Source organism: Ravibacter arvi, from assembly GCF_039540405.1.
Classification (GTDB): domain Bacteria; phylum Bacteroidota; class Bacteroidia; order Cytophagales; family Spirosomataceae; genus Ravibacter; species Ravibacter arvi.
In genome coordinates this window covers 117484-142238 of sequence record NZ_BAABEY010000029.1, presented here as the reverse complement: position 1 = coordinate 142238, position 24755 = coordinate 117484, and the positions used below count along the sequence as shown (strand labels likewise).

Genomic DNA, 24755 nt, shown 5'->3' with positions numbered 1-24755 from the left:
ATTTAAATATCCTTTCGACTAGCATATAGACGCTGTACACACCGACTAAGATTTGAAGAGAATCGAATCACTAGCGTTCCATTTTTCAACTATAACCACTTAACCATTCGAAAATGAAGAGAAGTCTATTAGTGAGAGCGCTCCTATTGTTCATAGGCGTGCTGTGCTATGGAGCAGCCATAGCTATTGACATTACCGGTACCGTTTGGACCGACCCCAATAATAACCTTCTGGTCGATCCCGGGGAAACGTCCACGGACTTTGGCGGAACGATGTATGTCAACGTCGTCAACGCGTCCGGGACGGTAATCGCGTCAAGACAGGTAGGCGCGGCCGGGGGCTATTCGTTTACCGGCCTGCCCAACAACCTGACCGGTTACAAACTTGTACTGACGAACACACCGACTAATCCGAAAGGCGGACGCGTCCCCGGTAATTTTTGGGTAAACCGGGATGTGGTGGGTGCAAGCAATACCGCCAACCAGGCCAATGCCCCATTGCTGGGGGAAATTGCACTGACTAACCAGGCGGCCAATATGGTAAACCAGAATTTCAGGATGAGCACGCAGAGCGCATTCGGTTGCCTGGACGGAATCGCCTACCAGATTGCTGTCACGGCGGGGCAAACAGAGTCTTCGCTTTTCAGCTACAATGTCAGTTCCGGCGTACGCACCCAGATCGGTGCCGTTACCCCGTACAACATGAACTCCCTGATTTACAGTACTGCCGCCGATAACTTCCTTTGGGCAACGCTCGATAACTCGAACGATATCGTGCGTATTGGAGCAGGCGGCGGGACGGTCGTGTACGACATCGCTAACCTGCCAACCGGAAGCTATTTCGTGGGGGTGGAATTACCCAATGCCTATATGATGATTTACAGTACTTCCGGTGCTGAATACTTTGTAGTGGACGTAGACCCTTCCCGCGCGACCTATCTGGAGCTGGTGGATCCGACCAACGGTTATGCCCTTAAAACCGGACCCGCCTACGGTATTCCCGTCTCAACCGCCTTCAACACCTCCGACATGGCCTATCTTGCCTCTACCGGTTTAGGCTATGGCATCAATACTTCAGCACAGATTACCACGATCGATCCGACAACCGGTGTCGTAACTGTTAACCCAACCGCGGTTGCCGGATTGCCGCCTGCCGCATATGGCGGTATGTTCAGCGACAAAGCCGGTAAATTATACGGATTTAATAATTCAACGGGTGGTTTCTATCGCATCGATCCTGTTGCCAATACAGCGGCACTCCTTTCTACCAGTACGCCCGGTGGCGGCAACGACGCCGCAAGCTGTCCAAATGCATTTGTGGAATGTGATACCGATATTCCGGTAGTACCGGCCGACGTCACCCTCTGTCCTGCCACTTCAACTACCTTCTCTGTTTCACCCGAGGGAAATGGCCCGTTTTCGTACCAATGGCAGCAAAGTACCAATGGCGGAAGCAACTGGGCTAACTTGCAAACTACTCCGTTTACCGGACCCAACGGCAGCTATTCCGGTGGTGGTACAAGCACGCTCACTGTAACCCCCTCCACCACGGTCTGGAACAACTATCGTTACCGCTGCGTGATTACGAGCAATCTTTGTACGACAAACTCCTCATCTGCAACGATGAACGTGTTTGCGATTCCGGGGGCACCCACGCTCCGTGCCGGCACCGATGCACCGATTTGTCCGTCAGTGACCTACGATCTGAACCGGCTGGTTATCGACACTCCTCCGGCGGGTAGTACGCTGCGATTTTACACTTCGAATACCCCTTCGGCGGCTACATTGGTTGCTGATCCGGCAAATGCACCCGCAGGCACCTACTATGCCCGTTTTGAAAATGAGGGCTGTACGGGACCTGTGAGCCAGCCGATTACCATCACAGGGTGTCTTACGCCCTTCGCTTGTGAAAACGGTGTAGCCTACCAGGTGGCAGCAGCGGCGGGTGAGCCGGTTTCATCGCTATACGGATATAATGTGAGCAACGGTACCCGTACGCTGATTGCCCCGCTGACCATAACGGTAAACTCGCTCATATACAGCGAGGTGGATAACACGCTTTGGGCTACAAAAAACGGGACGAACACCATCGTGCGGATAGATGCAACGGGTACAACAGTTGAATATCCCATTCCCAATCTGCCCAACACTAATTTTAATGTAGGCGCTGCGTTGCCTAACGGCTATATGCTGGTTTATACTTCCAACCAATCCAGCTATTATGTGATCGATATCAATCCGGGTCGCGCCACTTACCTGCGGTTAGTAGACCCCGCCAACGGATACGCCCTTCAGACCGGGCCGGTTTACGGAAAGTCGGTAAGTGCGCCGATGGGCGTAGCAGACCTGGTGTATGAACCGGTTACAGGGTTGGTTTACGGGGTTGAGAGTACGACAGCAAGACTGGTGACGCTCAATCATGTTACCGGAGCAACGACTATCGGGGCGGTAGTGACTGATTTGCCGACCGGTACGACTTTCGGAGCGGTGTTCGCCGATCCTACCGGTAAGCTGTATACATTTGCCAATGATCCGGGTACGTTTCACCGTATCAATCCTACCGCTGCCACATCCGCACAGCTGTCGACCAGCATTACCTCGAATAGCAACGACGGGGCGAGCTGCCCGAACGCTATTCTGGAAGTAATGCCGTTCGACTGTACCGACGGTATCACCTACCAGGTGGCTGCCGCAGCCGGTGAACCGGTTTCGACTTTGTATGCATATAACGTGGGTACGGGCGCGCGAACAGAAATCGCTCCGCTACCTATGACCGTCAACTCGTTAATTTATAATTCGGCGGATAATATGCTATGGGCGACCAAAAACGGTTCCAACAGCATTGTACGAATCGACCGTGAAGGAGGGACTATGGAATATCCTATCGCGAATTTACCGGCGGGCAGTAACTACAACGTAGGGGTCGAGATTCCAAATGGTTATATGATGGTTTACCTGACGAATGCAAGCCACTATTATGTAATCGATGTTGACGCCAACCGGCCTTCTACCTTTCTGAAACTGGTAGATCCTACCAATGGTTTCGCACTGCAGACCGGACCCACCTATGGGGTTCCTGTGAGCGCTCCTTTCGGGGCATTCGATTTTGCGTACCTGCCCGCGACACAACTCGTTTACGGTTTTACAACGGATGGGCGCGTTACGACACTCGACCCCCTGACCGGTGAGGTTGCCGTAGGTCCCCTCATATCGGGCCTGCCTGCCAATAATGGCGGCTTCGGGGCTGCTTTCGCTGACGCTACCGGTAAATTATATGCTTTTCACAACAATACAGGTCGGTTTTACAAAATAGACCCGGTGAACAACTCTGCAAGCTTCATGTCTACCTCGGTTCCATCCAACAGCAATGACGGCGCCAACTGTGTTACCGCTACCCTTTGTGATATTGAATTGACCCAGCCTGATCCGCAAACGCAGACAACAGAGCCAGGTCAGGCGGCCTCGTTTACCGTGAATGCCAGCGGTACGGGGACGCTGATTTACCAGTGGCAGGTCAGCGTAGACGGCGGCACTAACTGGACGAACCTGGCGCCCGCCGGTGCAACCGATGCCAACGGAACTTATTCGGGTGCGGCCACCGATTCGTTATCGCTTACGCCAACCACGTTCGCCTGGGATGGATACCAGTACCGCGTTATCGTCGACAGTGACAGCGAGATCTGTACCCTCACTTCAGCGGTAGGTACGCTGTTTATCACGTCGCTCCCTGTCACCCTGGTGTCGTTCACTGTAAGGAAAGAGGGGAGCCGTGGGCAGGGTATTTCTATCCTGAACTGGGCAACCACGGAAGAGATTAACGGCGATCGGTTTGAGGTCGAGCGCAGCACTGATGCGCGCAATTGGATAACCATCGGTATTAAAGAGATGCAAGGGGAAAGCGTAGCATTGAAACGGTACACATTTGTTGACAATACGCCTTCTGAACACATCAACTATTATCGTTTGAAAATAGTAGACAAAGACGCGACGTTCAATTACAGCAATATACTAAGCGCGCAATTCGATGCCCCCGGATTACTGACAGCTTATCCGAATCCAGCGAACGACCATCTGAAATTCGCGGATTTCGCGCAGATCCGGAGGGTTTCTTTGCACAACCTGTTGGGTGTGAAAGTGTTGGATGCTTCGTCGGTAACACCGGATGGGTTGGATATCAGCAGGTTAGCCACCGGCATTTATTCGGTTACCGTTACACTCAATAACGGCAGCCGGCGTGTACAGAAAATCGTAATAGCAAGGTAACAGGGCATGTCGCCTCAGTACCGGATGGCCATCCCGAAGTCGGGATGGCTATCTTTGCTTTATCCGTAGTTGGAAGATATTTTAAATCGCGGGCACTTAATAGGCCTATTGACTAAATTTGGCTATCTAATTAATCCATTCATGAAACAAATCCTCATCGTTGATGACCATTTTCTGACTAGCCTGGGGCTTGAACTGCTGATCAAAAAAGTGATCAAAAAGTGTTCTGTCTGCATGGCGGGGAACTTTGAGGCGGCAATGCGAAAGTTAAAAGACCAGAGGTTTGACGTAATGCTTCTGGACCTGGGAATTCCGGGCGGGCATGCATCCGAAATGATCCAGACGTTTCTGAAAGTCCAGCCGGGCCTCAGAATTCTCGTCTGCAGCGGAAGAGATGAGCTTGCCAATGCACCGGGATGCATTCACGCGGGAGCATATGGGTTTCTCCCTAAGCATGCACCGGATACGGAGGCACAAATGGCCATTGAAATGGTTGCCCAAGGTAAAAAATATATCAGCAACGCCGTGCAGGCAAAAATTGTCAATGATTTTATGTACGGCCAGAATAGCTCGCTGAACCCGATTGAAACGCTTTCACCGAGGGAGAAAGAGGTCATGGACCTTATGTTAAAGGGTTGTACCAGTAAGCAGATTTGCGGTACTTTGCGCATTAAATTTTCCACCGTAAGCTCCCATAAAAACAGGGTCTTTCAAAAAATGGCGGTAGAAAATAGTATTGAGCTCTTTAAAAAGGTGGGACAATACTCCGACGAAGTATTGACGCGGGAGGGGCAAAGGTGATTCAGTAAGTTAACTTTTCCGGTATGAAAATTCTGATCGTAGAGGATGAGCCCGAGTTGGCTGATGCGCTCCGCCAGTCGCTTGAAACCGAAAAGTTCTTGGTCGAGCATGCCTGCAATTTTCACCAGGCACTCAACAAAATTATTTCCTTTTTCTATGACTGTATCCTGCTCGATATCGGCCTGCCGGGAGGAAGCGGTCTGGACCTGCTCCGCGAGCTGAAGCAAATGGAGCGGTCAGGTAACGTGATTATTATTTCGGCCCGGGATTCGCTCGACGACAAGCTCACCGGTCTTGATCTCGGCGCTGACGACTACCTGGTCAAACCGTTCCACCTGGCCGAGTTGCATGCCCGCATCCGCTCGGTGCTACGGCGCAACGCACCCGGTGGACGTACCCTGCTGGAAGCCGGCAATGTAGCGCTTGACCCGGACGAACGAACTGCAACAGTGGCAGAGAAAGAACTGGTGTTGAACCGGAAAGAATTTGACGTATTGAGCTACTTTATGGTGAACAAAAACCGGGTTGTCGACAAAACCTCCCTCGCAGAGTATGTATGGGGTGATTATATGGATGACGCCGACGACTATGAATTCATCTATTCGCAAATAAAAAACCTGAGAAAGAAATTAAAAGACAGCCTGGCCGACATAGAGATACAAGCGGTATACGGAATGGGGTATAAACTGGTACTGCCATGAAGCTTAACCACTTTACGCTGAAGTACCTTGCAGCGGCCATGTTGGTGATCCTGTCTGCCTGGGCGGCCGTTTTTTACATCAATATTCTCGATGAAGTTTATGACAGCCTGGACGACGGGCTCGACAATTACCGTTTGCTGATTATACGCAAGGCTAGGAAAGATAAGACGGTCCTGGAGAAAGCAGCGTTCGGTGAGGGCAACTATGAAATTCGCGAAATCCGGGCGGGAGAAGCCCTTAAAAGAAAGGATGTTTACAAGGACACCCTGATGTATATGGATTTCGAGAATGACCTGGAGCCGGTCAGGATGCTTACCACGGTCTTCAGGGACGGCGCGGCCAATTACGAGCTTAAAATCATTTCGTCGATGGTGGAAGAAGACGATTTGATGGAAGATTTGTTTTATGCGCTGATCTGGCTGTATGTGATTTTGTTGACGAGCATCCTGCTGGTCAACCATGTTTTGCTTCGCAGAACCTGGCGTCCATTTTACGCGGCGCTGGACAGGCTCCGAGATTTCAGGCTTGGGAAAACCGCGGCCGCGCCGGTTGGTAAATCCAATATTTCTGAATTCAGGGAGTTGGACCGGGAGGTAACCGATTTGCTGGAAAGAACCAACAGGGCCTACGAAAGCCAAAAGCAATTTCTGGAAAACGCGGCCCACGAATTGCAAACTCCCCTGGCCATCAGCCTCAGCAGACTGGAGCTGCTTGCGGAAAAAGATACTGTAGCAGAGCCTGAGCGGAGGGCAATCGGCGAAGTGATCCGGACGCTGGAACGGATGAAGCGCCTCAACAAATCGCTGTTGCTGCTGTCGCGGATCGAAAACCGGCAGTTTGCCGGAGAAGAGCCTGTTGATCTTCGGGCAATGGCACTGACGATCCTCGGTGAATTTGAAGACCTGACCGGTTTCCGGAGATTGAAAGTCTCGGTAACGGGAGAATTCCATCCGGTTGCCAGAATGAACCGGGACCTGGCGCAGATTTTTTGGACCAACCTGTTAAAGAATGCAATCGTTCACAATATTGAAGGGGGTGTGATTGAGCTGATCTTTGCGCCACAGGGGTTTCTGCTTCGAAATTCGGGTATCCACAGGCCGCTGGCCGGGGAGCGGCTCTTTCAACGTTTTTACCAGGAAGATACGGCCAACAAAAATTCGACCGGGCTTGGGCTGGCAATTACCGGGGCGATCGCCGAAACCTACGATATCCGCCTGATCTACTCTTTCGACGGCCTGCATCAATGGCAGGCGTTATTTCCGGCGCCCTGACCAAAATTCCCGATTCTTTCCGGATTCAAATGGTAATGTTGTTCTGCTTACTAAACAACATTCATGAAACCATTAACTGTTATCGGGCTTAGCCTTCTTTTCCTGGCGATCGAAAGCCCTGCCCAAATTGTGGATTCACTTGATGAACGCCCGTTGAAAATCCATCATGCGGAGCCTTTGTACATGGACCTGGTACGCGACATAGGCGCCAGGAAAGGGGAGCGGGAGTGGAACCTCGGCTGGGGGCTTGAAAAAAACAGCCGGTATTCGGCGAACTCCGGGTTCATCGAATATGAATTTGCCCCGCTGAACCGCCTCGGATTCGAAGTGGAAGTGCCTTTCACACTTTACAGGTCTTACCTGGAAGAAGGGCAGCGGGAAACCTCGGCGGTCCCTCACAACCGGATCGAAGGCGTAAAACTCGCTACGCAGTACACCTTCCTGGTTTCAGACAAGCATCAGCTGTCGATGGCCGCCGGGTATATGCATGAGTTGGTGACCCACTCATTCTATACGATCTCACAGCGGCACAGTCTCTGGAAGGGGCACCGGATGACACCTTTTTTGATTATAGCACGGAAATGGGGTGCCAATATCCATTCCATGCTCTACACCGGGCCTGAATTCGACCTCGTCAACCATGGCGGCCCGGCCGAAATGTACTACCAGGCCAACCTGAGCATGCATTACGTGCTGCCCCACTCCGGACATTTTATAGGACTGGAAATGAACCAGGAAACGGCAAAACACTTTTATTCTCTTGTTTTTCGTCCCCAGGTCAAGATCAAGCTTGCCGACGGACTCGCATTGGGGCTCGTCACCGGGCTGCCGCTTCACATGAACTCCGGGAATAGTATCAGTTTTTTGACGAGGCTGATTTATGAACCGCGGCACCGGACGCACTAACCGGTTGGTGGAAAATGAGCAAACCGGCCGCAGGGGAGTTTTTGGAAAAAAGTCATTCCGCCAATTGCTGGAAACAGTGCATCCCGCCTAATAGGATTTTGTCCCGAAAGACAGGCTCGATCATGTATTGGATAGTAAGGCCAGGCTTCCTGACCGGGATATGAGGGCGCTTAATACAGAGGTGAAACCGGATTCCCCATGCAGAGGTACCTGTTGGCTGTCAGCAACAATCCATACAGGGGCCGCGGAACAATTTCTGACTCTACCGTTATTCCAACGATAGAGGATGTACCAGGCGGAGTGGATATGGAAATGAATTTTATGTTGAAACTGATACGGGCAAACAGGGGAGATTTTTAGAAGGAAGGTTTTGGTGGCTCCAAATGTAGCTCACCCGTATTTACTTTGAAGATTCGTTTTGGGCTGCAGTAATCTAGGCTATTGATTAGTGCGTCTCATGTACATAGTGCTTTGAGGCAAGTAAAATACCGCCTTTGAGTGGTTGCATTGAATGAGTGATGGCTTTTTTATCTCTCCGTCAAAATTCTATAGAAAATTATTTTGTAACGACTTTAATGAGTTTGTCAAATCCGATGTGCCAGATGCTATGGACATTGGTAATCTGACTATCGAAGAAAATTACGGGAGAAATCAATGATAGCAGAAAAATAACACACAAACCAATCTTTATGGTTTCGGTGTTAAAATAATCTTTTACAATAAATAAGCTTAAAAACAGGAGTGGAAATGCAAAAGACAGGCTTCGTGTAAAATCCCATACCATACAGGCAACGATCGCTTGCAACAGAAAAGGTATAATCAGAAATAACAGTAACAGGGGTCTGTTTTGCCTGATAAGAAGAAGCCCCGCAGTAAGAATAACGGCCCATAAAGCTCCGAAAGTGGAATAGGTCAATAAAGGGACAAAAGAAGTATACTCTTTTACAAGCAACAAATCGGCACGACCCATTTCGAGCGAAAGCGGTGTATAAAAAGTAAGCAGGAAGCGTAATGCAATATAGCTAAGTCCACTTAGACAAACCGCTACCGCTCTGCTATCCGGATAGGCCGAGAAAGAGGGTACGCGCAGACGATTTGCATTTTCATCCTGTAAAAACCACCACATGAAAATAAAGGAAGTCGCCAAAAAGGCCCGTTCATCACACCAGGAGGCAAGGAAGCAAGCAAAGAATACTTGTAGCGGATGCCGAAAGTACATTGCGCCAAATAAAAATGAATAGGCGAATGCGTCAAGATGACCGGTAGCCTCATGATAAGAACTCAAGATGGTGTACAAAGGAATCATTGAAGCCATAAAAAGCGATGAAACCTTACTTTCCGAAGTAATTCTTCTGGCCAGACTTATCCCCATTCCAAGCATTACAAAGAATGTTGTTACCTGTAACAGATATATTCCTTTCCTTTTGAGGTCGAGAGTTTTGGCAATTAAGGGTACGGTAAGCCTGAAGGTCTTTTTGGCCGCATGACTTTCTCGGGGAGCGGCAATCGGGCCAAAGATATTTTCAGATTGCTTCTCTACCGTGTACCAATAGGAGTGATCATCTGAGAAAAATGTAGCATCTATTTTCGGGGGAGCCGACAATAGTGCCAGCAATGTGCCAACAAGTATAAAATAAAAGCACCAATAGCGCGAGTATAGGGCTTTACTTATTAATTGTAGCATATATTCATCTGACCTGTTTTAGGTGAAACAGAAAATTTAGTATTCAGTTTTATAGACTGACGATAAGTTACTTATGGCTCTCCGTCAGCCGTGATGCGATGCCGTCATGAATTTGCACCAGTGTTTCTTCCAGTCCGTATTCCCAGTCCCAGCCCGGATAGTGACTTTTGAATTTGGTAAGATCGCTGATATACCAGATGTGATCTCCAATTCTGTTGGTTTCCGAATAGGAGAAGTTGACTTTATTACCAGTTATTTTCTCGCAAAGCGCAATAGCTTCCAGCATGGAGCAGTTTGCGTATCTTCCCCCGCCGGCATTATAAACCTCTCCGGATCTGGGATTCTGATAGAAATGCCAAAACATATTGACGAGATCATGGCTATGAATGTTGTCGCGTACCTGTTTGCCTTTGTATCCAAAAATTGTATAGTGAATACCCGTAATTGCACACTTCATCAAGTAGGCGAGGAAGCCATGGAGCTGTGCACCGGAGTGGTTAGGCCCGGTGAGGCATCCGCCCCTGAAGATCCCCGTTTTGAGGCCGAAATAGCGCCCATACTCCTGCACCATAATATCAGCAGCTACTTTGGATGCTCCGAAAACCGAGTGCTTGGTGTGGTCTATGCTGTGCTGTTCGTCTATCCCGTTTTTAAAGTAGGGGTGATTGTTGTCAATCTCCCATCTTGTCTCCTGCTCAATGAGTGGCAGGTAGTTAGGGTTGTCACCGTAAACTTTATTGGTAGAGGTAAAGATAAAAACGGCCTGTGGAGCGTGTAGGCGTGTCATCTCCAATAGGTTAAGCGTTCCGGTAGCATTTACACTGAAATCCGTAAAGGGTTCTTTTGCCGCCCAGTCATGACTTGGTTGCGCTGCTGCATGGACTATCACTTTGATATCTGCTCCGTATTCTTTGAAAATCGGTTCAAGTTCCGCAGTTTCCCGGATGTCAGCCGAGTAATGCTTATAGTTAGAAAATGACTCTTGTATCCGACTGCGATTCCATTCCGTATTTCCATCTTTTCCAAAAAAATACTGACGGAGATTATTGTCGATACCGATCACCAAATCAAATTTATTTGAAAAAAAGGTAACAGACTCACTTCCGATTAGCCCCGCTGACCCCGTTACAAGCGCAATATTCATTTTAAATAGATTTTGTTATGTAAAAAGATGTACTAATAAAACGGCCTATTTATAATTATCGATGCAATTTGCATACAATCCGTCAAAATGCTTGTACGCCACGGAAAAAAGAAATGAGTATCTATTGTTAATGAAGGAGGAGCTGTCTCCTATAGGTACAGCCCCTCCACGATCTTATTTTGCCACAACTATTTTCTTCCTGGTCCAAATGTAACCATCATACAGTTGTACTAAGAACACACCTGAGGTATGACTAGGTAGGGCGATTTTATCCTTGTGCCTGCCTTCAGCAACTATCCGTTTGGTGAACAACTGCGTTCCCTGCATATCAACGACTGATAGCGTTACTGCTTTTCCCTTTCTTACAGAATAAGTTACCACAAATTCCCCAGAATTAGGATTCGGTGAAACGACAATATCATCTACGGAGTCAACCGTCTTGTCCAGATCAATTTCTGTTCGCGTTCTTGCATTGGGGCTGCAGGTAATTGTCATCGGAGAATTGGATAAAGTGTAATTGGGGCATCCAGTGACTTTCACATCTAGGGTATGCGGCTGTCCGTTTTTTAATGAAGTCGGTACGGGAAATCCAAATGCATGATAACCATTGCCAATCCCATTGTTTAGCAAATCCTGCCTGAAGGTTCCTGCGGACACATTTCCAACCAGTAAATTTGTTCCCTCGTAAAGGTCGACGGTTAAGGTAAGGTTCGGCTGACTTGAATCGTAAATCCAGCCCTCAATACCTCCGTTACAGTTCATGCCATTTAAATCACCGGATAAGCTTGAGCAATTGACTGTATTGTTATTTACCACTCCCACAGGATAATTCACCACTTTATTTGTGCAGCCACTTTTCGAAGCCGTAACTGTGTAAGTATAATTGCCAGCTGTATTGGGCGCTGTTATGGTTTTGGAAGTTCCGGTTCCGCTGATACCGTTGCCGCTCCATGTATAAGTAATTCCCGAACAGTCTCCGCCTGAGCACGAGGCCGTGAGTGTAAAGTTGGAACCGGCCGAGGGATTCGTAGTGGTGGAAGTTACATTGATCGTCTGGGTACACGGATCACTTGGACATGTTTTCGATTCCAGGAACCATTTGCTTGCTCCATGCGTATTCAGTTCGGATATGGGTGCCAGTTGAATATCCGTATTGGCATCTGCAATGCCGTCGCCCCAGTTTCTCCTGCTCGAAATGATAAATTGTGCGTTTTTGCGCTGGAAGCCAAATCTCTCACCCGTTTCTCCGTCATTAACCAGTAATTTACTCCATTGTTGGTGGTCTCCTCCGGTATATGACTGAAGTACAACTTCGTCATAATCGGCCTGACCTCCATTCAAAACCCCTAAGGAAAGATTGCTACCGTCAGTTGTGCTTACCTTAACATAGGAGCCAACCTCTTCAAGTTTCCAGATTTGACTTTGAGAAGGTTGTCCTCCGGATAAGTTCTGTACTTTTAATACTGAATTCTGCCGGGTAAGGTATTTGTTATTTATTTTGAGGCGGAGGGCATAGCAACCGGTGGGTGTAGGAGGCGGCACACCTATCGTAATATTTGCTACTTTATTTGTGCAGCCATTTTTTGAAGCTGTAACTGTGTATGTGTAGTTGCCGGCAGTATTGGGCGCTGTTATGGTCTTGGAAGTTCCGGTTCCGCTGATACCATTGCCACTCCATGTGTAGGTAATACCTGAGCAATCGCCTCCTGAGCACGAGGCCGAGAGTGTAAAGTTGGAACCGGCCGAGGGATTTGTAGTGGTGGAACTAATGTTTATCGTCTGGGTACACGGATCACTTGGACATGTTTTCGATTCCAGGAACCATTTGCTTGCTCCATGCGTATTCAGTTCTGATATAGGTGCCAGTTGAATATCTGTATTTGCATCTGCAATACCGTCGCCCCAGTTTCTCCTGCTCGAAATGATAAATTGTGCGTTTTTGCGCTGGAAGCCAAATCTCTCTCCCGTTTCTCCATCATTGACTAGCAATTTGCCCCATTGTTGGTGGTCTCCTCCTGTATATGACTGAAGCACTACCTCGTCATAATCGGCCTGACCTGCATTTAAAACTCCTAGTGAAAGATTGCTGCCATCAGTAGTGCTTACCTTAACATAGGAACCAACCTCTTCAATTTTCCAGATTTGACTTTGAGAAGGTTGTCCTCCGGATAAGTTCTGTACCTTCAAGACTGAATTCTGCCGCGTAAGGTACTTGTTATTTATTTTGAGGCGGAGGGCATAACAACCGGTGGGAGTAGGAGGCGGCACACCTATCGTAATATTTGCTACTTTATTTGTGCAGCCATTTTTGGAAGCTGTAACTGTGTATGTGTAGTTGCCGGCAGTATTGGGCGCTGTTATGGTCTTGGAAGTTCCGGTTCCGTTGATGCTGTTGCCACTCCATGTATAAGTAATACCTGAGCAATCTCCTCCTGAACACGAGGCCGTGAGTGTAAAATTCGAACCGGCCGAGGGATTTGTAGTGGTGGAAGTAATGTTTATTGTCTGACTACATGGAGTTGCACACAATGAAGCAGTAATGTCATTGATCATTGTTAATTGCACCGGGCCATTCGCGATATTATGAGCGCTGCGCCAGTTTTGATAGGCGTCGCAATCGGAAGCGGTGAGGTCTCGGTCTGTGGTGTTACAGCCGCCATTGTCAACCATGCTTGACAGGGTGAAGGTAGCATTCTGGGTGGGTGTAATTACAGGGACATTGCCATTTGATCCATTAATAAAATCGTTCGCTATGGTTTGAAGCTCTGAGACGGAGTGTGCTTGCAGATACTCGGCAAGTTTAAAAAAAGCGACAAGGTCCGCACCATAATTGAAACATTCTTTAATTTGGTTGATTACGGCATTATCGTTCCCGCTAAATTCCAATTCGTTCATGACAAGTTTTCCGGGCATATTGCTCCTGGCCAGATCCATGGCAAACCGATGGTCCTGTGCATTTGAAGTATTGATTTTTATGCCGTCTGAATTGGCTTCAATAGTCGGGAAATCAAATGTGCCTCTTTGAACTGTTAAAAAATCAAAAACGGATCCGTAGTCGGAGACCACTTTTATTTTGTTGTCCACGCTTTTTACAGCATTAATAAAAGTATCGTTGGTGTTCTTAAGTACCTGAGTCCTGTATCGAAACCAGTCACGTCCGTCGTTTCCTTGAAAAGCGCTTTGAAAACTGCCTGCGGGTCTCTTGGGAGAAATTTGCGCAAAGCCGCCATAGCTTGATCCCCAGGAGTTATTTAAATCGGTTATTGAACAGTATCGCTGTTGTAGCCAAGTTCTGAACCCCGCAATCATTGGCTCGGAGTAATCATATAGAACGTCCGTTGTCGCCAGCTTGGTCGTTTGAGTATCGAACCCAATCTCTCCGCTGCTGTTGTAGCGTAGATTTGCAAAAAGAAGTTCGTTTGTTCCGGTCAGATAGCTATATCTAGTGAATACTTCTGTCGCAAAATTTTGAATTCTCTGAATGGTTGAATTTGCCGCAAGGGATGTCATTACCGCATCAACATGAATTTCAGGATCTGCTTCTGTTGGCCCCGCTGCCACTTGGTATACATACAAAGGGTCGCTCCCGTCTATTTTCGCACCAAACATTCTCTCACTGGCGAGCCATCCATCACACGTATTTTGGAACATGCTTGGGTCGTGTTGCCTTGGACATCCGGTATTCACGTTGACCTTGATGCCTATTTTCATACCTAAAGATCGAGCCTTCGCAATCTGATTGTCATATTGCGTCCAGCCCGAAATACCAGGATATTGAGTGGAGTGAAAGCCATGAATATAAGTCCAATGTACTCCAATTATTACACAATTAAAGCCGGCATCGTGAGCGTTCTGAATCTGGTCTAAATTTTCTGCCTTGGAGTCATTTCCAAGTACAAGTGCAAGATATCTTCTGTTTTGTGCCAGAGCATCGTTTACCGAAGTAAGGAGAAGAGAGTACAGGAGAAAAATCGACCATAATATTCTAGATTTTATTTTTGAATAATGAGACGGAAGTTTTGATGACGTGTCAATTAAAATAGAAGTAGTAAACGGCTTTTTTTTCATAAAAATAAGTATTAGATGTATGGGAGAATATATAAATGCAGTACAAGGTATGTGATTTGTGAGGGTTTTAAAGAACAATATTTCTATTTACTATGAAATAGTATTGCTGAACGTCGACGAAACTAAGCCGGGTTCAGTATAGTAGAGTGTGCTTACTTTTTTGTAACGTCAATATTTTTTGATAGGTTGGGGTTGGTTTTTATCGCAATAATAGTCAAAGAAATGCAAACTTGAAATTTTGTTAAAAATGATTTTTTTGCGATATGTGTTGGGAATGAAAAGGCAGGTCGATATCAGGCATCGGATTAAAACTCATCTTGCCAGAAGAGTCAATGTATAAATTGAGAATGAAAATATGAGCATTGAGAGGGTCTCAAAAATATCTAAAATGTGTGTAGTATTTATTCGAATAGGTGGCTGAATAATTGTGTATTAAGTGCTTTTTATGCGCCTCGGTAGCTTTTTCGTAGGGATGGGAAGAAAAATAGGAAGTACCATAACGCCAACTTGAAATTGGTATTGTCTTTCGAAAATCTCCCCTCCCTGCTTCACAATTCAACAATAACCGATGACCCGCCCAGGTTTTCTATCGCCTGCTGTACGGACTCGATCATAGGCGGCGGTCCGCACACGTAAAAGTCCCGGGAGAAATCCTGGATATTATCCTTCAGGTAGGTTTCATCAATGATACGATGGTCGTATGCAGCAGTTTCTTCGCTGGTAATGGTATTGATGAAATTTCCTCCCAATATCTTTTCGAATTCATCTTTCAATATGATATCGGCTACCGTTTTGTTGGAGCAGAACAGCTTGTTGCTGCCCACTTTCCCGTCCTTGTACAGTTGCCGGAAAATGGCAATAAAGGGTGTGACACCGGCGCCTCCGGCTATGAAGTTCCCTTCACCTTTGTACTGGATGGCGCCCCATACGTCATGTAGTATAAGTTCGTCGCCCGGTTGCAATAAGCCCAGCTGTTGGGTGACGCCCTTGTGTTCGTTATAGATCTTGATGGTGAACTCAACAAAATCCCATTCATTCAGCGAGGTAAAAGTGAAAGGGTTGCGCTCATCCAGCCAGCCTTCCTTGTTGATGGTAATCTCGGTGGCCTGCCCCGGTATAAAGGTATAGCCTTCCGGTTTTTCGACCCGGAACCTCTTTACATCATGTGTAACAGGTTCAACAGATAAGATCTTGACAATATGCTTCTCTTCCATTGGTGTAAATTTGATAGTTGCAGACTTCGGTTCTGGAAAATGACCCCGGTATCGAATATACACAAAACCATCGTTTGCCCGGAATTTTAGCTGCACTAAAACCACCATAGCCACGCCAACGGTATGGGATGGTCAATGGCCGTTGAGGAACCGGCCATTGACCTGAAGCAGACTCCGCTTATAAAATTATGACCGTCGCTGCCTGCTTTCTTCCGTAAACGTCGTCATGTCGAGCGCCGGCCGGATTTCCCAGCTGCTGTTCTCATGCCCTAACCTTAGAGAGGGGTGCCCGGACATCAGCCGGATGGCGTGATTCAGGTCCGTGGCCTCCAGTATCATGATGCCGCCGATCTGTTCTTTGGTTTCGGCAAAAGGTCCGTCGGTCACCGAGACCTTGCCTTCGCGCCACCGCAATGTGGCAGCATTACGGGCCTCCTGCAACCCTTCGCCTCCGGTGAAGTGGCCTTTATTTCTCAGCTCCTCGTCGTAAGCAAAACATTCGTCCATAAAGGTGTGCTGCTCGCTTTCGGACATGGTTTCCCAGATCTTTTCATTCATGTAACCCAGACAAATATATTTCATGGTGATTTTCGTTTGGTGTTTAATTTGACCGCCTGGTGCCGGTAGGCCGTCAGGCATCGGGTTTGCGTTGGAGAATAATGTGCATGGCTTTTTCTGAAGCTCCGAACCTGGTGCATTCGTAACCGGCCTTGTGCCAGTCGACTTTGCCGAAAAGTCCTTCACCTTTACCCAGCAGGGTAGGGGCAATCGCTATGTGAAGCTCATCAATCAGTCCTTCGCGGAGGTACTGTTGTATCGTGTCGGCCCCGCCGCCTATCCGGATGTCTTTCCCGATGGCGGCTTCCCTGGCCCTGTCGAGTGCTGCATGGATGCCTTCCGTAACAAAGTAAAAGGTCGTCCCGCCTTCCATTTCCAGGGGTGGCCGCGCGTAATGCGTCAGCACGTAAACCGGGACGTGGTACGGGGGATTGTCCCCCCACCAGCCCTTCCAGCGCTCATCCGGCCACGGGCCGCGCACCGGCCCGAACATGTTTCTGCCGATGATCCAGGCGCCGATGTTTTCATTTCCGCGCATTGCAAAATCGTTATCGACGCCCTCCGATCCGCCTGCCTGTTCATGCATCTGCCGCCACGAACGGGTAGAGGTGACCCATTCGTGCAGGGATTCCCCGCCGATGCCCAGGGGGGAATCCAGGCTTTGGTCAGTCCCTGCCCCGTAGCCGTCAAGTGAGATGGTAAAACTTTCCACCCGGACCCGTGTGCCTGCACCCTGACCGGCGTCTCCGCCGTCCTTTTTGTTTTCAGCCATAATCCGCTTTTGTTTTTGGTGATTTGATTTTGGTGTTTCTACTGGTAGTCGAATGGAAGATCACTCAATCGACAGGCAGACCTGTTTTTTTTACAATTTCGGATGCGAGGTTCCCAGCTCGCGGAGCTTTTGTTCAATAAAACGGCGTTCCGGGCCTTGTTGTGCCAGCGTAAGGGCGAGCGTCCATGAGGCGCGTGCATCGTCTGTTCGCCCCGTCTTCTGATAGAGTTCGGCCCGGGCAGAATGCGCCAGGTGATATCGGGTGAGGTCACCGCGTTCAAGAATAGCGTCAATCTGCTGTAACCCGGCCTCAGGACCTTTGTGCATGGCGATGGCAACTGCCCGGTTCAATTCAACAACCGGGGAGGGGTTTATGCGCAACAGGAGGCTGTATAATCCGGCGATTTGTGCCCAATCTGTATCGCCGGGGCGCGCTGCGCCGGCATGCAGGGCTGCGATGGCCGCCTGCAGCGTATAAGGGCCCTGTGGTTTGAAGGAAAACGCCTGCTCCACCAGCGCCAGTCCTTCCTCGATCATAGCGCGGTCCCAAATCGACCGATCCTGATTTTCGAGGAGAATAAGATCTCCTTCAGGTGAGATCCGTGCACCCCGGCGGGATTCGTGGAGCAGCATGAGGGCGAGTAACCCTGTAACCTCCGGATCGGGCAGTAATGCATAAAGCAGGCGCCCGAGCCGGATCGCTTCGCCTGAAAGGTCAACCCGGGTGGCCGAAATGCCGGATGAAGCGTAGTAACCTTCGTTGAATACGAGGTAAATCACCTGGAGTACGGCTTCTAACCGGTCCGGCAGCTCATGCTCGGACGGTACTTCAAACGGTATTTTCGCCTCGCGGATTTTGGCTTTTGCGCGGACAATCCGCTGGGCCGTAGTTGCGGGCGTAACAAGAAATGCGCTGGCAATAGCTTCGGTAGTCAGGTCGCAGACTTCCCGCAGTGTCATAGCAGTACGTGCATCGGGCGGCAGCAACGGGTGGCAGCAGGTAAAGATCAGCCGAAGCACATCGTCTTCAATCGTTTTGTCAACCAGCGAGGACGGATCCGTATTTTCGGCCATCATTTGCCTGGTTGGCTCCTCCTGCAAGGGGGCGAGTTTTGCTTCGCGCCGGGTACGGTCAATTGCCTTATGCCGACCGGTGGAAATAAGCCACGCCCTGGGATTTGACGGAACACCCTTTTCGCCCCATTGCTCAAGCGCTGCCTTAAAGGCGTCGTGCATCGCGTCTTCGGCCAGATCAAAATCTCCAAGCAGACGGATCAGCGTGGCAAATATCGCGCGGGACTCATGGCGATAGATCTCGTTTACGACCCTGGAAATCTGCCCCGGAGAATGGATAGGTTGATCTGATTTCATAACCACAAATTTCTGGCGCCTGTTCCCGCGGATTATTGGAGGTCAAGCTGCCATGAAACGCCAAACCGGTCCTCCACCCAGCCAAACTTCCGGCTGAATCCGTAGTGATCGAGCGGCATATAGACTTTCCCGTTTTCGGACAGTTGCCTGAACAGGTTTTCAAGTTCTTCGTCTGTCCGGCAGGAGACGTACAATGAAATTGCCGGCGAAAAAGTCCAGGCGTGCCTCACGTAGCTATCGCTGCAAATAAAGGGTCGCCCGTTCAGCTCGAACCTGGCGATCATAACCGTACCTTCTTTCGCCGGGCCATCCTTCCCGTATCGTTTTACTTCGTTTATCCTTGAATTGTCAAATAACCCGACGTAAAAATTCATGGCTTCCTCGGCATTGTTCTCCTGGAAGGTAAGGAATGTGGTGATTTGGTTTTCCATATGAGCTCGTTTTTTCTTTAATTGAAAAAATCCGCTACCCTCCGGGAGTAGCAGATCAGTATTTTGGTATCGTTGGCTAGACGCTCAATACCCAGCGGACGTCAAAGGCATCGGTTACTTCAACCAGTTTTGATGCTTCGTCATGGCCCGCAAAGGATAGCGGCCGCTTAAAACTCAGTTTTTCAATAAGTGCGTGCCTGTCCCGGCTATTTCTACAATGTAGGAAAATTGACAGATAATTGCCGAGCGTTCTGCCTTCATTGGGTACCAGGTCGGAGCCATGGATGGTAATGTACTCCGAAACCAGCGATCCACTTACAACCGGTGATTCCCTGTATCCGTCCAGCTCTTTTTCAAAAGTTTCAAATTGCAGGACGCCGCCAAAACAGGTCTGGTAATAGGTGAGCGCTTTCCTGCAATTACCTGAAAAAGTAATGAAGATCGCGCTCACCAATTTGCCACGATTGGGGTCATTCATGACGGGTAAGTTATGCGTCCGGGATTTCAGGCTCTACCAGTTTGATAAGTTTTTCCAAAGACTCCTGCCAGCCGAGATAGCACATTTCAGTGGGGATAACTGCCGGGATCCCTTCCTGTACGGCGGTAAGCTCAGTGCCGCATGAAACTTTTTTCAACGTTATGGTGGTCGTCATTTCCCCGGGTAAATTGGGGTCATCGAACTTGTCGGTGTACCGGATCAATTCATTGGGTTTAATCTCCAGGTACGATCCGCCGAAGGAATGCCCGTGGCCGGTGCTGAAATTGATAAAAGTCATGTGGTATTTTCCGCCTACTCTAAAATCCATCTCCTGGACGGTACATATGAATCCATAAGGAGGTAGCCACGTTGCGTGCGCCCGCGGGTCTGCGAATGCCCGAAATACTTTTTCCGGGTTTGCTTTAATGACCCGATGCAGTGAAACCGAATTGTTTTCCATAGTAATGAACTTAGTTTGTGGTCAGATATTTGGTTGATTAAGGACGTTTGTGCGGATTTTGCGGCCGTAAACGTAGGAAACAGTCAGGATGCCCAACACGATCAGGGGCAGCAGCATATAACTGAGATTCTGATCAACGCAGGCATGACTGATGAATGCGAAGATTAGCGTAAAACTGAGTCCCGCATAGGCCCATTCCCTGAGTCTGCCTGGTGTGCCGGGGTAGCAAATAGCCACTACACCGAGCGCCTTAGCGACGATAAGCGCCTGGGCAAAATAATCAGGGTAACCCAGCGGCCTGGTGCCTATGTAGGCATATTCCGGGTTGAAGAGCAGCGTGCTTACCGGCATCACGCCCTCCCAAAGGGCGATAATGACGGTTGCCACCCAAAAGATGATCTTGTTCTTCTTCACGTTAGTAAACGATTAAGTGTCCGGTTAATTGGTTGATTCAACATATTTTACAAAGTTGTCCAGGATCGCCTGCCATCCTTGTTTCTGAAATTCAGGGTCATTTTCGGTTTCAGCGTCAAAGGTGGTGGCAATATGGGTCCGGTTGTCCTCCGGGGTAAACAACGTAATAGCCTTTCTCCCATCAGGCATGATATACGAAATTTCTTTATGGAGCTCTACCCGGTCATAAGTGCCTTCGAAGTCAAAACCGTAGCTGCCGTCCCGGGCTTCCATCCTGTTCTTGAATTTACCGCCTGTTCTGAGATCATTTTCACTGCTGGGGCTATGCCAGCTTGGGTCCGGGCTGTTCCATTGCATAATGTCTGCAGGGGTATTCCAGGTTTTCCAAACGTTTGATACGGGAGCATTTGCAGTGGCTTCTACCGTAATTCTTGTTGCTTGCTTCATTGCCGGTTCGTTTTGTTCATTAAATTTTACGATTCAAAATTACGGCGGGGTACAGAATTGCAGCGGTTGTGAAAATGACATTCTTAGGGGTGGATTATGACAAAGCTATTTTTTAACTTGTTGCCTCATATCGCTGTTTAATATGCAGATTTCTGTCTTTGTGCCTGAATATGGCGTAATTGAGGCTGTTACGCCGCCTTTTAGAACCTTTCATACTGCCAATGAGTTTTTAACCACGTTTGGCAAGAAGCCTGTTTTTGAAGTGGAGTATGTAGGGCTGAAGCAATTCGTGCCCGCTAACAATGGCGAATACACCATCAAGACAGACCGGCTGCTCAAAGATTTGGTTACGACCGATTTACTGATCATACCGCCTACCTTTGGCGATACCGCCAGGGGGATTCAAGCCAATGCCGAGGCGATCCCTTATTTCAAGAAGCTGCATGAAAAAGGCGCTAGCCTTGCCAGCCTGTGCATCGGCGCTTTTCTGCTTGCCGAAACAGGCCTGCTCAACGGTAAGAAGTGCTCCACCCACTGGGCTTATATCAACGAGTTCAAGGAGAGATACCCCGATGTGAAAGTGGAAGACGGCGCGATCATAACCGAGCACGATAATATTTACAGCAGTGGGGGAGCGAGCAGCTTGTGGAACCTGATACTGTACCTGGTAGAGAAGTTTTCGGACCGGGAAACGGCTATTATGATCTCAAAATATTTTGCACTGGACATCGGCCGGGACAGTCAATCCCAGTTTGCAATATTCAAAGGCCAGCGGAATCATGGCGATGAAGGTATTCAAAAAGTACAGGATTATATTGAAGCGAACTACTGCGACAAAATATCAATAGAAACTTTGGCAAAGCTGATCCACGCAGGCCGCAGAACATTTGAGAGGAAATTCAAGGAGGCTACCAATAATACACCCATAGAATATATACAAAGAGTGCGGATAGAGGCGGCCAAGAAGATTTTCGAGGCTTCGAGAAGAAATGTAACCGAAATTATGTTTGACGTCGGCTACACCGACACCAAGGCGTTCAGAGATATCTTTAAAAAGATTACCGGCCTGACGCCTATTGAATACAGGAATAAGTTTGCCAGGGTAGTGAATGAGGTGTAAGCCTTTCCGGCTTCTGGGGCGCTCAATTCCAGTTGTCTATTTTGGTGTCATCCGGGTCGGGGGCGCCTTTGCCGGTTTCAACAAGCGATTTGAGGCTCATCAGGAAAATGGCCCACTTGGTGCTGCAGTGGTACATGAACTCAATCGGCTCTTTCCAGTCCAGATGCTCGAAAAGAACGATAACGTAGTCGCCTTCCTGCCGTAGCTTCCAGTTGATGCGGGTTCCCACCCATTCTTCCGGCCCTTCGATTACTTCCCAGGTCACGGCGGTGGCCGGTTCAAGTTCCGTAACTTTCATATCGAAGCCGCCTGCGCCGAAACGAAACTCCAGTATGCCTCCTTTGCGGTTGCCTTCTCCCTGTGTATTGCGCGTCCACCAGCCGGCAAGACCCTCGCGGGTGGTAAGCGCCCGGTAAACATCATCGATTGACGACGATTTGATTCCAACCCTGTGCAAGATAGCTGCCATAATCGTTTTTCCATTAGTTGAACATGCAGCAAAGTTAAGGTCTGAAATGCAGACACACAGGGGGGAATACAGACATTCTTACGGGTTGATCCGGACAAGCTTACAGCTTCTGGTGCCGGCCCCGTTCGATCCGGGCCAGTCTTACGCCGACTTTGAAATAATCGATTACAATACCGGTTAACAGGATAAGGGCTGCTACGGCCAAAATCCGGATCTGGTAATTCATGTATGCGGCGCCGGCTGCTACGCCCCCTGTAAAGAAAGCAATAATGATGGTAAATCTTAACCGGATGGAAGAAAGCAGCTTTGTCTTTTGGGGCCCTGTCCGGTAGAAGAAAAGCTGGGCCAGCTCAATGCCCAGATCGGTAAACAACCCCGTCAGGTGGGTGGTTCGAACGATTGAATTGGAGATTGAGGTTACCAGGGCGTTTTGGAGCCCCATAGCAAACAGCAACGTACAGGCAATGAAATTCGGGTTGGCAAGGATGAAGTCGTAATCCAGAAACGCAGCAAAGAGCAATATGAAGGCTTCTGAAAGCACCGGGATGATGAAAATATGCTTGTCTGTCAGCCGGTGGACGGTTTCGACCACAAAACTGGAGAAGAACGCTCCTGTAAAAAACGAAAGGATATACATGGCATAAAACACCGCCTGTGCCCAGTTGGTGCGAACGGCTTCTTCCACCATAAACGCGAAATGCCCGGTTACGTTCGTCGTTAATTTCTGAACGGATAAAAAACCGACTACATTCACAGTTCCCGCGACAAAGGACAGCAGTGCCGCTATTCCTATATTGTGTTTTAATGTCCTGCTTTTGCCCTTATGTCTGAACATTTTCTCTTAAAAGGCGCGGAAACGTTTCCTTTTTGACGCCGTGCCGAATCCGGCCTAAAATACAAAACAATTCTTGTCTAATCTATTGTTCTCTCCAGGTGATTGATCAGTTTCTCAAATTCGAGGATTGGCAAGAGGCCCGGCGTCTGCAGTAATAGCTCCCGCTGCTCCGGTCACCCGCGGAAATGTGTCCCGTCGGCCGCGGCATTTACAGCGTCGGGTGATTTTCAATCTGCAATATTTTTTAACTTTGTTGTTTAAAAATATGCTTTTTTAAACACTCCTCAAAAGATAGATGACTAATGTGGTCTATCAGTAGATATGCAATATTTCTGTACACTTTTCAACTCCGGGTACCTTTCGCGGGGACTTGCCATGTACGAGTCACTGGTTTTTTCAGCCAGGGATTCGCATCTTTTTATCGTTGCCTTCGACGAGCCGTGTTTTAAGACATTGCAAAACCTTTTTCTCGCCAATGCAACCATTATTTCCCTGGAAAGTTTTGAGCGGGAAGAATTGCTGGCCGTAAAAGATGACCGTACCACAGGAGAATACTGCTGGACCTGCACCTCCTGGGTCATATGGTACTGTATCCAGACTTACGCACTTGACCATTGCACCTACCTGGATGCGGACCTGTTGTTCTTTGCCGATCCGAAAGTACTTACAGATGAAATGGGCGACAACTCAGTGCTGATTACGGAACACCGGTATAGTGCCCGGTATGACCAGTCCGCGCTGTGCGGAATTTATTGTGTGCAATTTATGACTTTCAGAAACACCCCTGCGGGCCTTACCGTCCTGGACTGGTGGCGAAAAGCTTGTGTAGACTGGTGTTACAGCCGCATAGAAGACGGTAAGTTTGGCGACCAGAAATACCTGGATGATTGGCCGGAAAGATTCGAAGGCGTCCATGTACTGAAAAATATCGGGGGCGGTGTAGCGCCCTGGAACAACCGGGAGTACCGTTTTGAAAAGGCCGGAGACGGCGTGCGGGTAAAACAACTCCATCAATCGCAGCGGCTGGTCTTCTACCATTTCCATGACTTCCGGTATTGTACAGGAGATACTTTTCGCCTTACCTCAGAATGGTATGCGATTAAAAAGCAAGTGGTTGACCTGGTATACAGACCCTATGTGAAAGCGCTTGAAACGGCCGAAAAAAAAATCCTGCAGACCGGTCCGTCTGTTACATTCCATGAGCCGCTGTATCCCCTGGACTGGCTGAGTGAAAAGCTTGGCCGGAAGCTGGCTTTCCGGTTAAAGGGGTACTATAAAAATTATTACAGGAGAAAAAAAATCAGCCAGTAGCAGTCTTTTGATATATACAACAACCGGTCTGTAATCGG

21 protein-coding genes are annotated in these 24755 nt (G+C 48.6%); 7 read left to right on the top strand and 14 right to left on the bottom strand.

The annotated features are described in order from the left end of the window. Positions 1-113: 113 nt before the first annotated feature. The 5 genes from ABD852_RS16755 to ABD852_RS16735 all read left to right on the top strand — a co-directional run bounded on the left by ABD852_RS16755 (position 114) and on the right by ABD852_RS16735 (position 7941). Positions 114-4262 (top strand): DUF6923 family protein, encoded by a 4149-nt coding sequence (locus ABD852_RS16755; protein ID WP_345030997.1) that lies wholly within the window; start codon positions 114-116, stop codon positions 4260-4262. Positions 4263-4403: 141 nt separating this feature from the next. After that, entirely contained in the window at positions 4404-5063 is a 660-nt protein-coding gene (locus ABD852_RS16750) for a response regulator (RefSeq protein ID WP_345030996.1), read from the top strand. A gap of 23 nt (positions 5064-5086) precedes the next feature. Next, positions 5087-5764 (top strand): response regulator transcription factor, encoded by a 678-nt coding sequence (locus ABD852_RS16745; protein WP_345030994.1) that lies wholly within the window; start codon positions 5087-5089, stop codon positions 5762-5764. Then, complete coding sequence (locus ABD852_RS16740; RefSeq protein WP_345030992.1) at positions 5761-7035, top strand: sensor histidine kinase; 1275 nt, start codon at positions 5761-5763, stop codon at positions 7033-7035. Before ABD852_RS16745 ends, ABD852_RS16740 begins: the two co-directional genes overlap by 4 nt. Before the next feature lie 63 nt (positions 7036-7098). Next, positions 7099-7941, top strand: coding sequence for an HAEPLYID family protein (locus ABD852_RS16735; RefSeq protein ID WP_345030991.1), 843 nt, complete (start codon positions 7099-7101; stop codon positions 7939-7941). 556 nt (positions 7942-8497) lie between these two features. On the opposite strand, the gene ABD852_RS16730 is transcribed toward ABD852_RS16735, so the two are convergent. From ABD852_RS16730 to ABD852_RS16675, 12 genes are all read right to left on the bottom strand, one after another. Then, on the bottom strand, positions 8498-9556 hold the full coding sequence (locus ABD852_RS16730) for a hypothetical protein (protein WP_345030990.1): 1059 nt from the start codon (positions 9554-9556) through the stop codon (positions 8498-8500). A gap of 136 nt (positions 9557-9692) precedes the next feature. Continuing rightward, positions 9693-10769, bottom strand: a complete 1077-nt coding sequence (locus tag ABD852_RS16725) for an NAD-dependent epimerase/dehydratase family protein (RefSeq protein WP_345030989.1) — start codon at positions 10767-10769, stop codon at positions 9693-9695. A 174-nt stretch (positions 10770-10943) separates the two neighbouring features. Beyond that, positions 10944-14837: a T9SS type A sorting domain-containing protein gene (locus tag ABD852_RS16720; protein ID WP_345030987.1), complete on the bottom strand. Its 3894-nt coding sequence runs from the start codon at positions 14835-14837 to the stop codon at positions 10944-10946. Between the two features lie 548 nt (positions 14838-15385). Next, positions 15386-16051, bottom strand: coding sequence for a ferredoxin reductase domain-containing protein (locus tag ABD852_RS16715; RefSeq protein WP_345030986.1), 666 nt, complete (start codon positions 16049-16051; stop codon positions 15386-15388). A gap of 186 nt (positions 16052-16237) precedes the next feature. After that, entirely contained in the window at positions 16238-16633 is a 396-nt protein-coding gene (locus ABD852_RS16710; RefSeq protein WP_345030985.1) for a YciI family protein, read from the bottom strand. Between the two features lie 49 nt (positions 16634-16682). After that, entirely contained in the window at positions 16683-17381 is a 699-nt protein-coding gene (locus tag ABD852_RS16705) for a dihydrofolate reductase family protein (protein ID WP_345030983.1), read from the bottom strand. Positions 17382-17471: 90 nt separating this feature from the next. Next, positions 17472-18752, bottom strand: a complete 1281-nt coding sequence (locus ABD852_RS16700) for an RNA polymerase sigma factor (RefSeq protein ID WP_345030981.1) — start codon at positions 18750-18752, stop codon at positions 17472-17474. 32 nt (positions 18753-18784) lie between these two features. Next, positions 18785-19183 carry a VOC family protein gene (locus ABD852_RS16695; RefSeq protein ID WP_345030979.1) on the bottom strand — a complete coding sequence of 133 codons (399 nt, stop codon included), beginning with the start codon at positions 19181-19183 and terminating at the stop codon, positions 18785-18787. 76 nt (positions 19184-19259) lie between these two features. After that, positions 19260-19661, bottom strand: a complete 402-nt coding sequence (locus ABD852_RS16690) for a VOC family protein (RefSeq protein WP_345030978.1) — start codon at positions 19659-19661, stop codon at positions 19260-19262. A gap of 10 nt (positions 19662-19671) precedes the next feature. Continuing rightward, positions 19672-20121: an SRPBCC family protein gene (locus ABD852_RS16685; protein WP_345030976.1), complete on the bottom strand. Its 450-nt coding sequence runs from the start codon at positions 20119-20121 to the stop codon at positions 19672-19674. Between the two features lie 21 nt (positions 20122-20142). Then, complete coding sequence (locus ABD852_RS16680) at positions 20143-20535, bottom strand: DoxX family protein (protein WP_345030975.1); 393 nt, start codon at positions 20533-20535, stop codon at positions 20143-20145. Positions 20536-20559: 24 nt separating this feature from the next. Beyond that, positions 20560-20982 (bottom strand): SRPBCC family protein, encoded by a 423-nt coding sequence (locus ABD852_RS16675; RefSeq protein WP_345030972.1) that lies wholly within the window; start codon positions 20980-20982, stop codon positions 20560-20562. 142 nt (positions 20983-21124) lie between these two features. Here ABD852_RS16675 and ABD852_RS16670 point away from each other — a divergent pair, with 142 nt between their 5' ends. Then, positions 21125-22102 (top strand): GlxA family transcriptional regulator, encoded by a 978-nt coding sequence (locus tag ABD852_RS16670; RefSeq protein WP_345030969.1) that lies wholly within the window; start codon positions 21125-21127, stop codon positions 22100-22102. A 22-nt stretch (positions 22103-22124) separates the two neighbouring features. On the opposite strand, the gene ABD852_RS16665 is transcribed toward ABD852_RS16670, so the two are convergent. Both ABD852_RS16665 and ABD852_RS16660 read right to left on the bottom strand, forming a co-directional pair. After that, positions 22125-22571: an SRPBCC family protein gene (locus tag ABD852_RS16665; RefSeq protein WP_345030967.1), complete on the bottom strand. Its 447-nt coding sequence runs from the start codon at positions 22569-22571 to the stop codon at positions 22125-22127. Positions 22572-22671: 100 nt separating this feature from the next. Next, positions 22672-23406, bottom strand: a complete 735-nt coding sequence (locus ABD852_RS16660; protein WP_345030965.1) for a YoaK family protein — start codon at positions 23404-23406, stop codon at positions 22672-22674. A gap of 321 nt (positions 23407-23727) precedes the next feature. On the opposite strand from ABD852_RS16660, the gene ABD852_RS16655 reads away from it, so the two are divergent. After that, on the top strand, positions 23728-24717 hold the full coding sequence (locus ABD852_RS16655; RefSeq protein ID WP_345030964.1) for a glycosyl transferase: 990 nt from the start codon (positions 23728-23730) through the stop codon (positions 24715-24717). Positions 24718-24755: the final 38 nt, after the last annotated feature.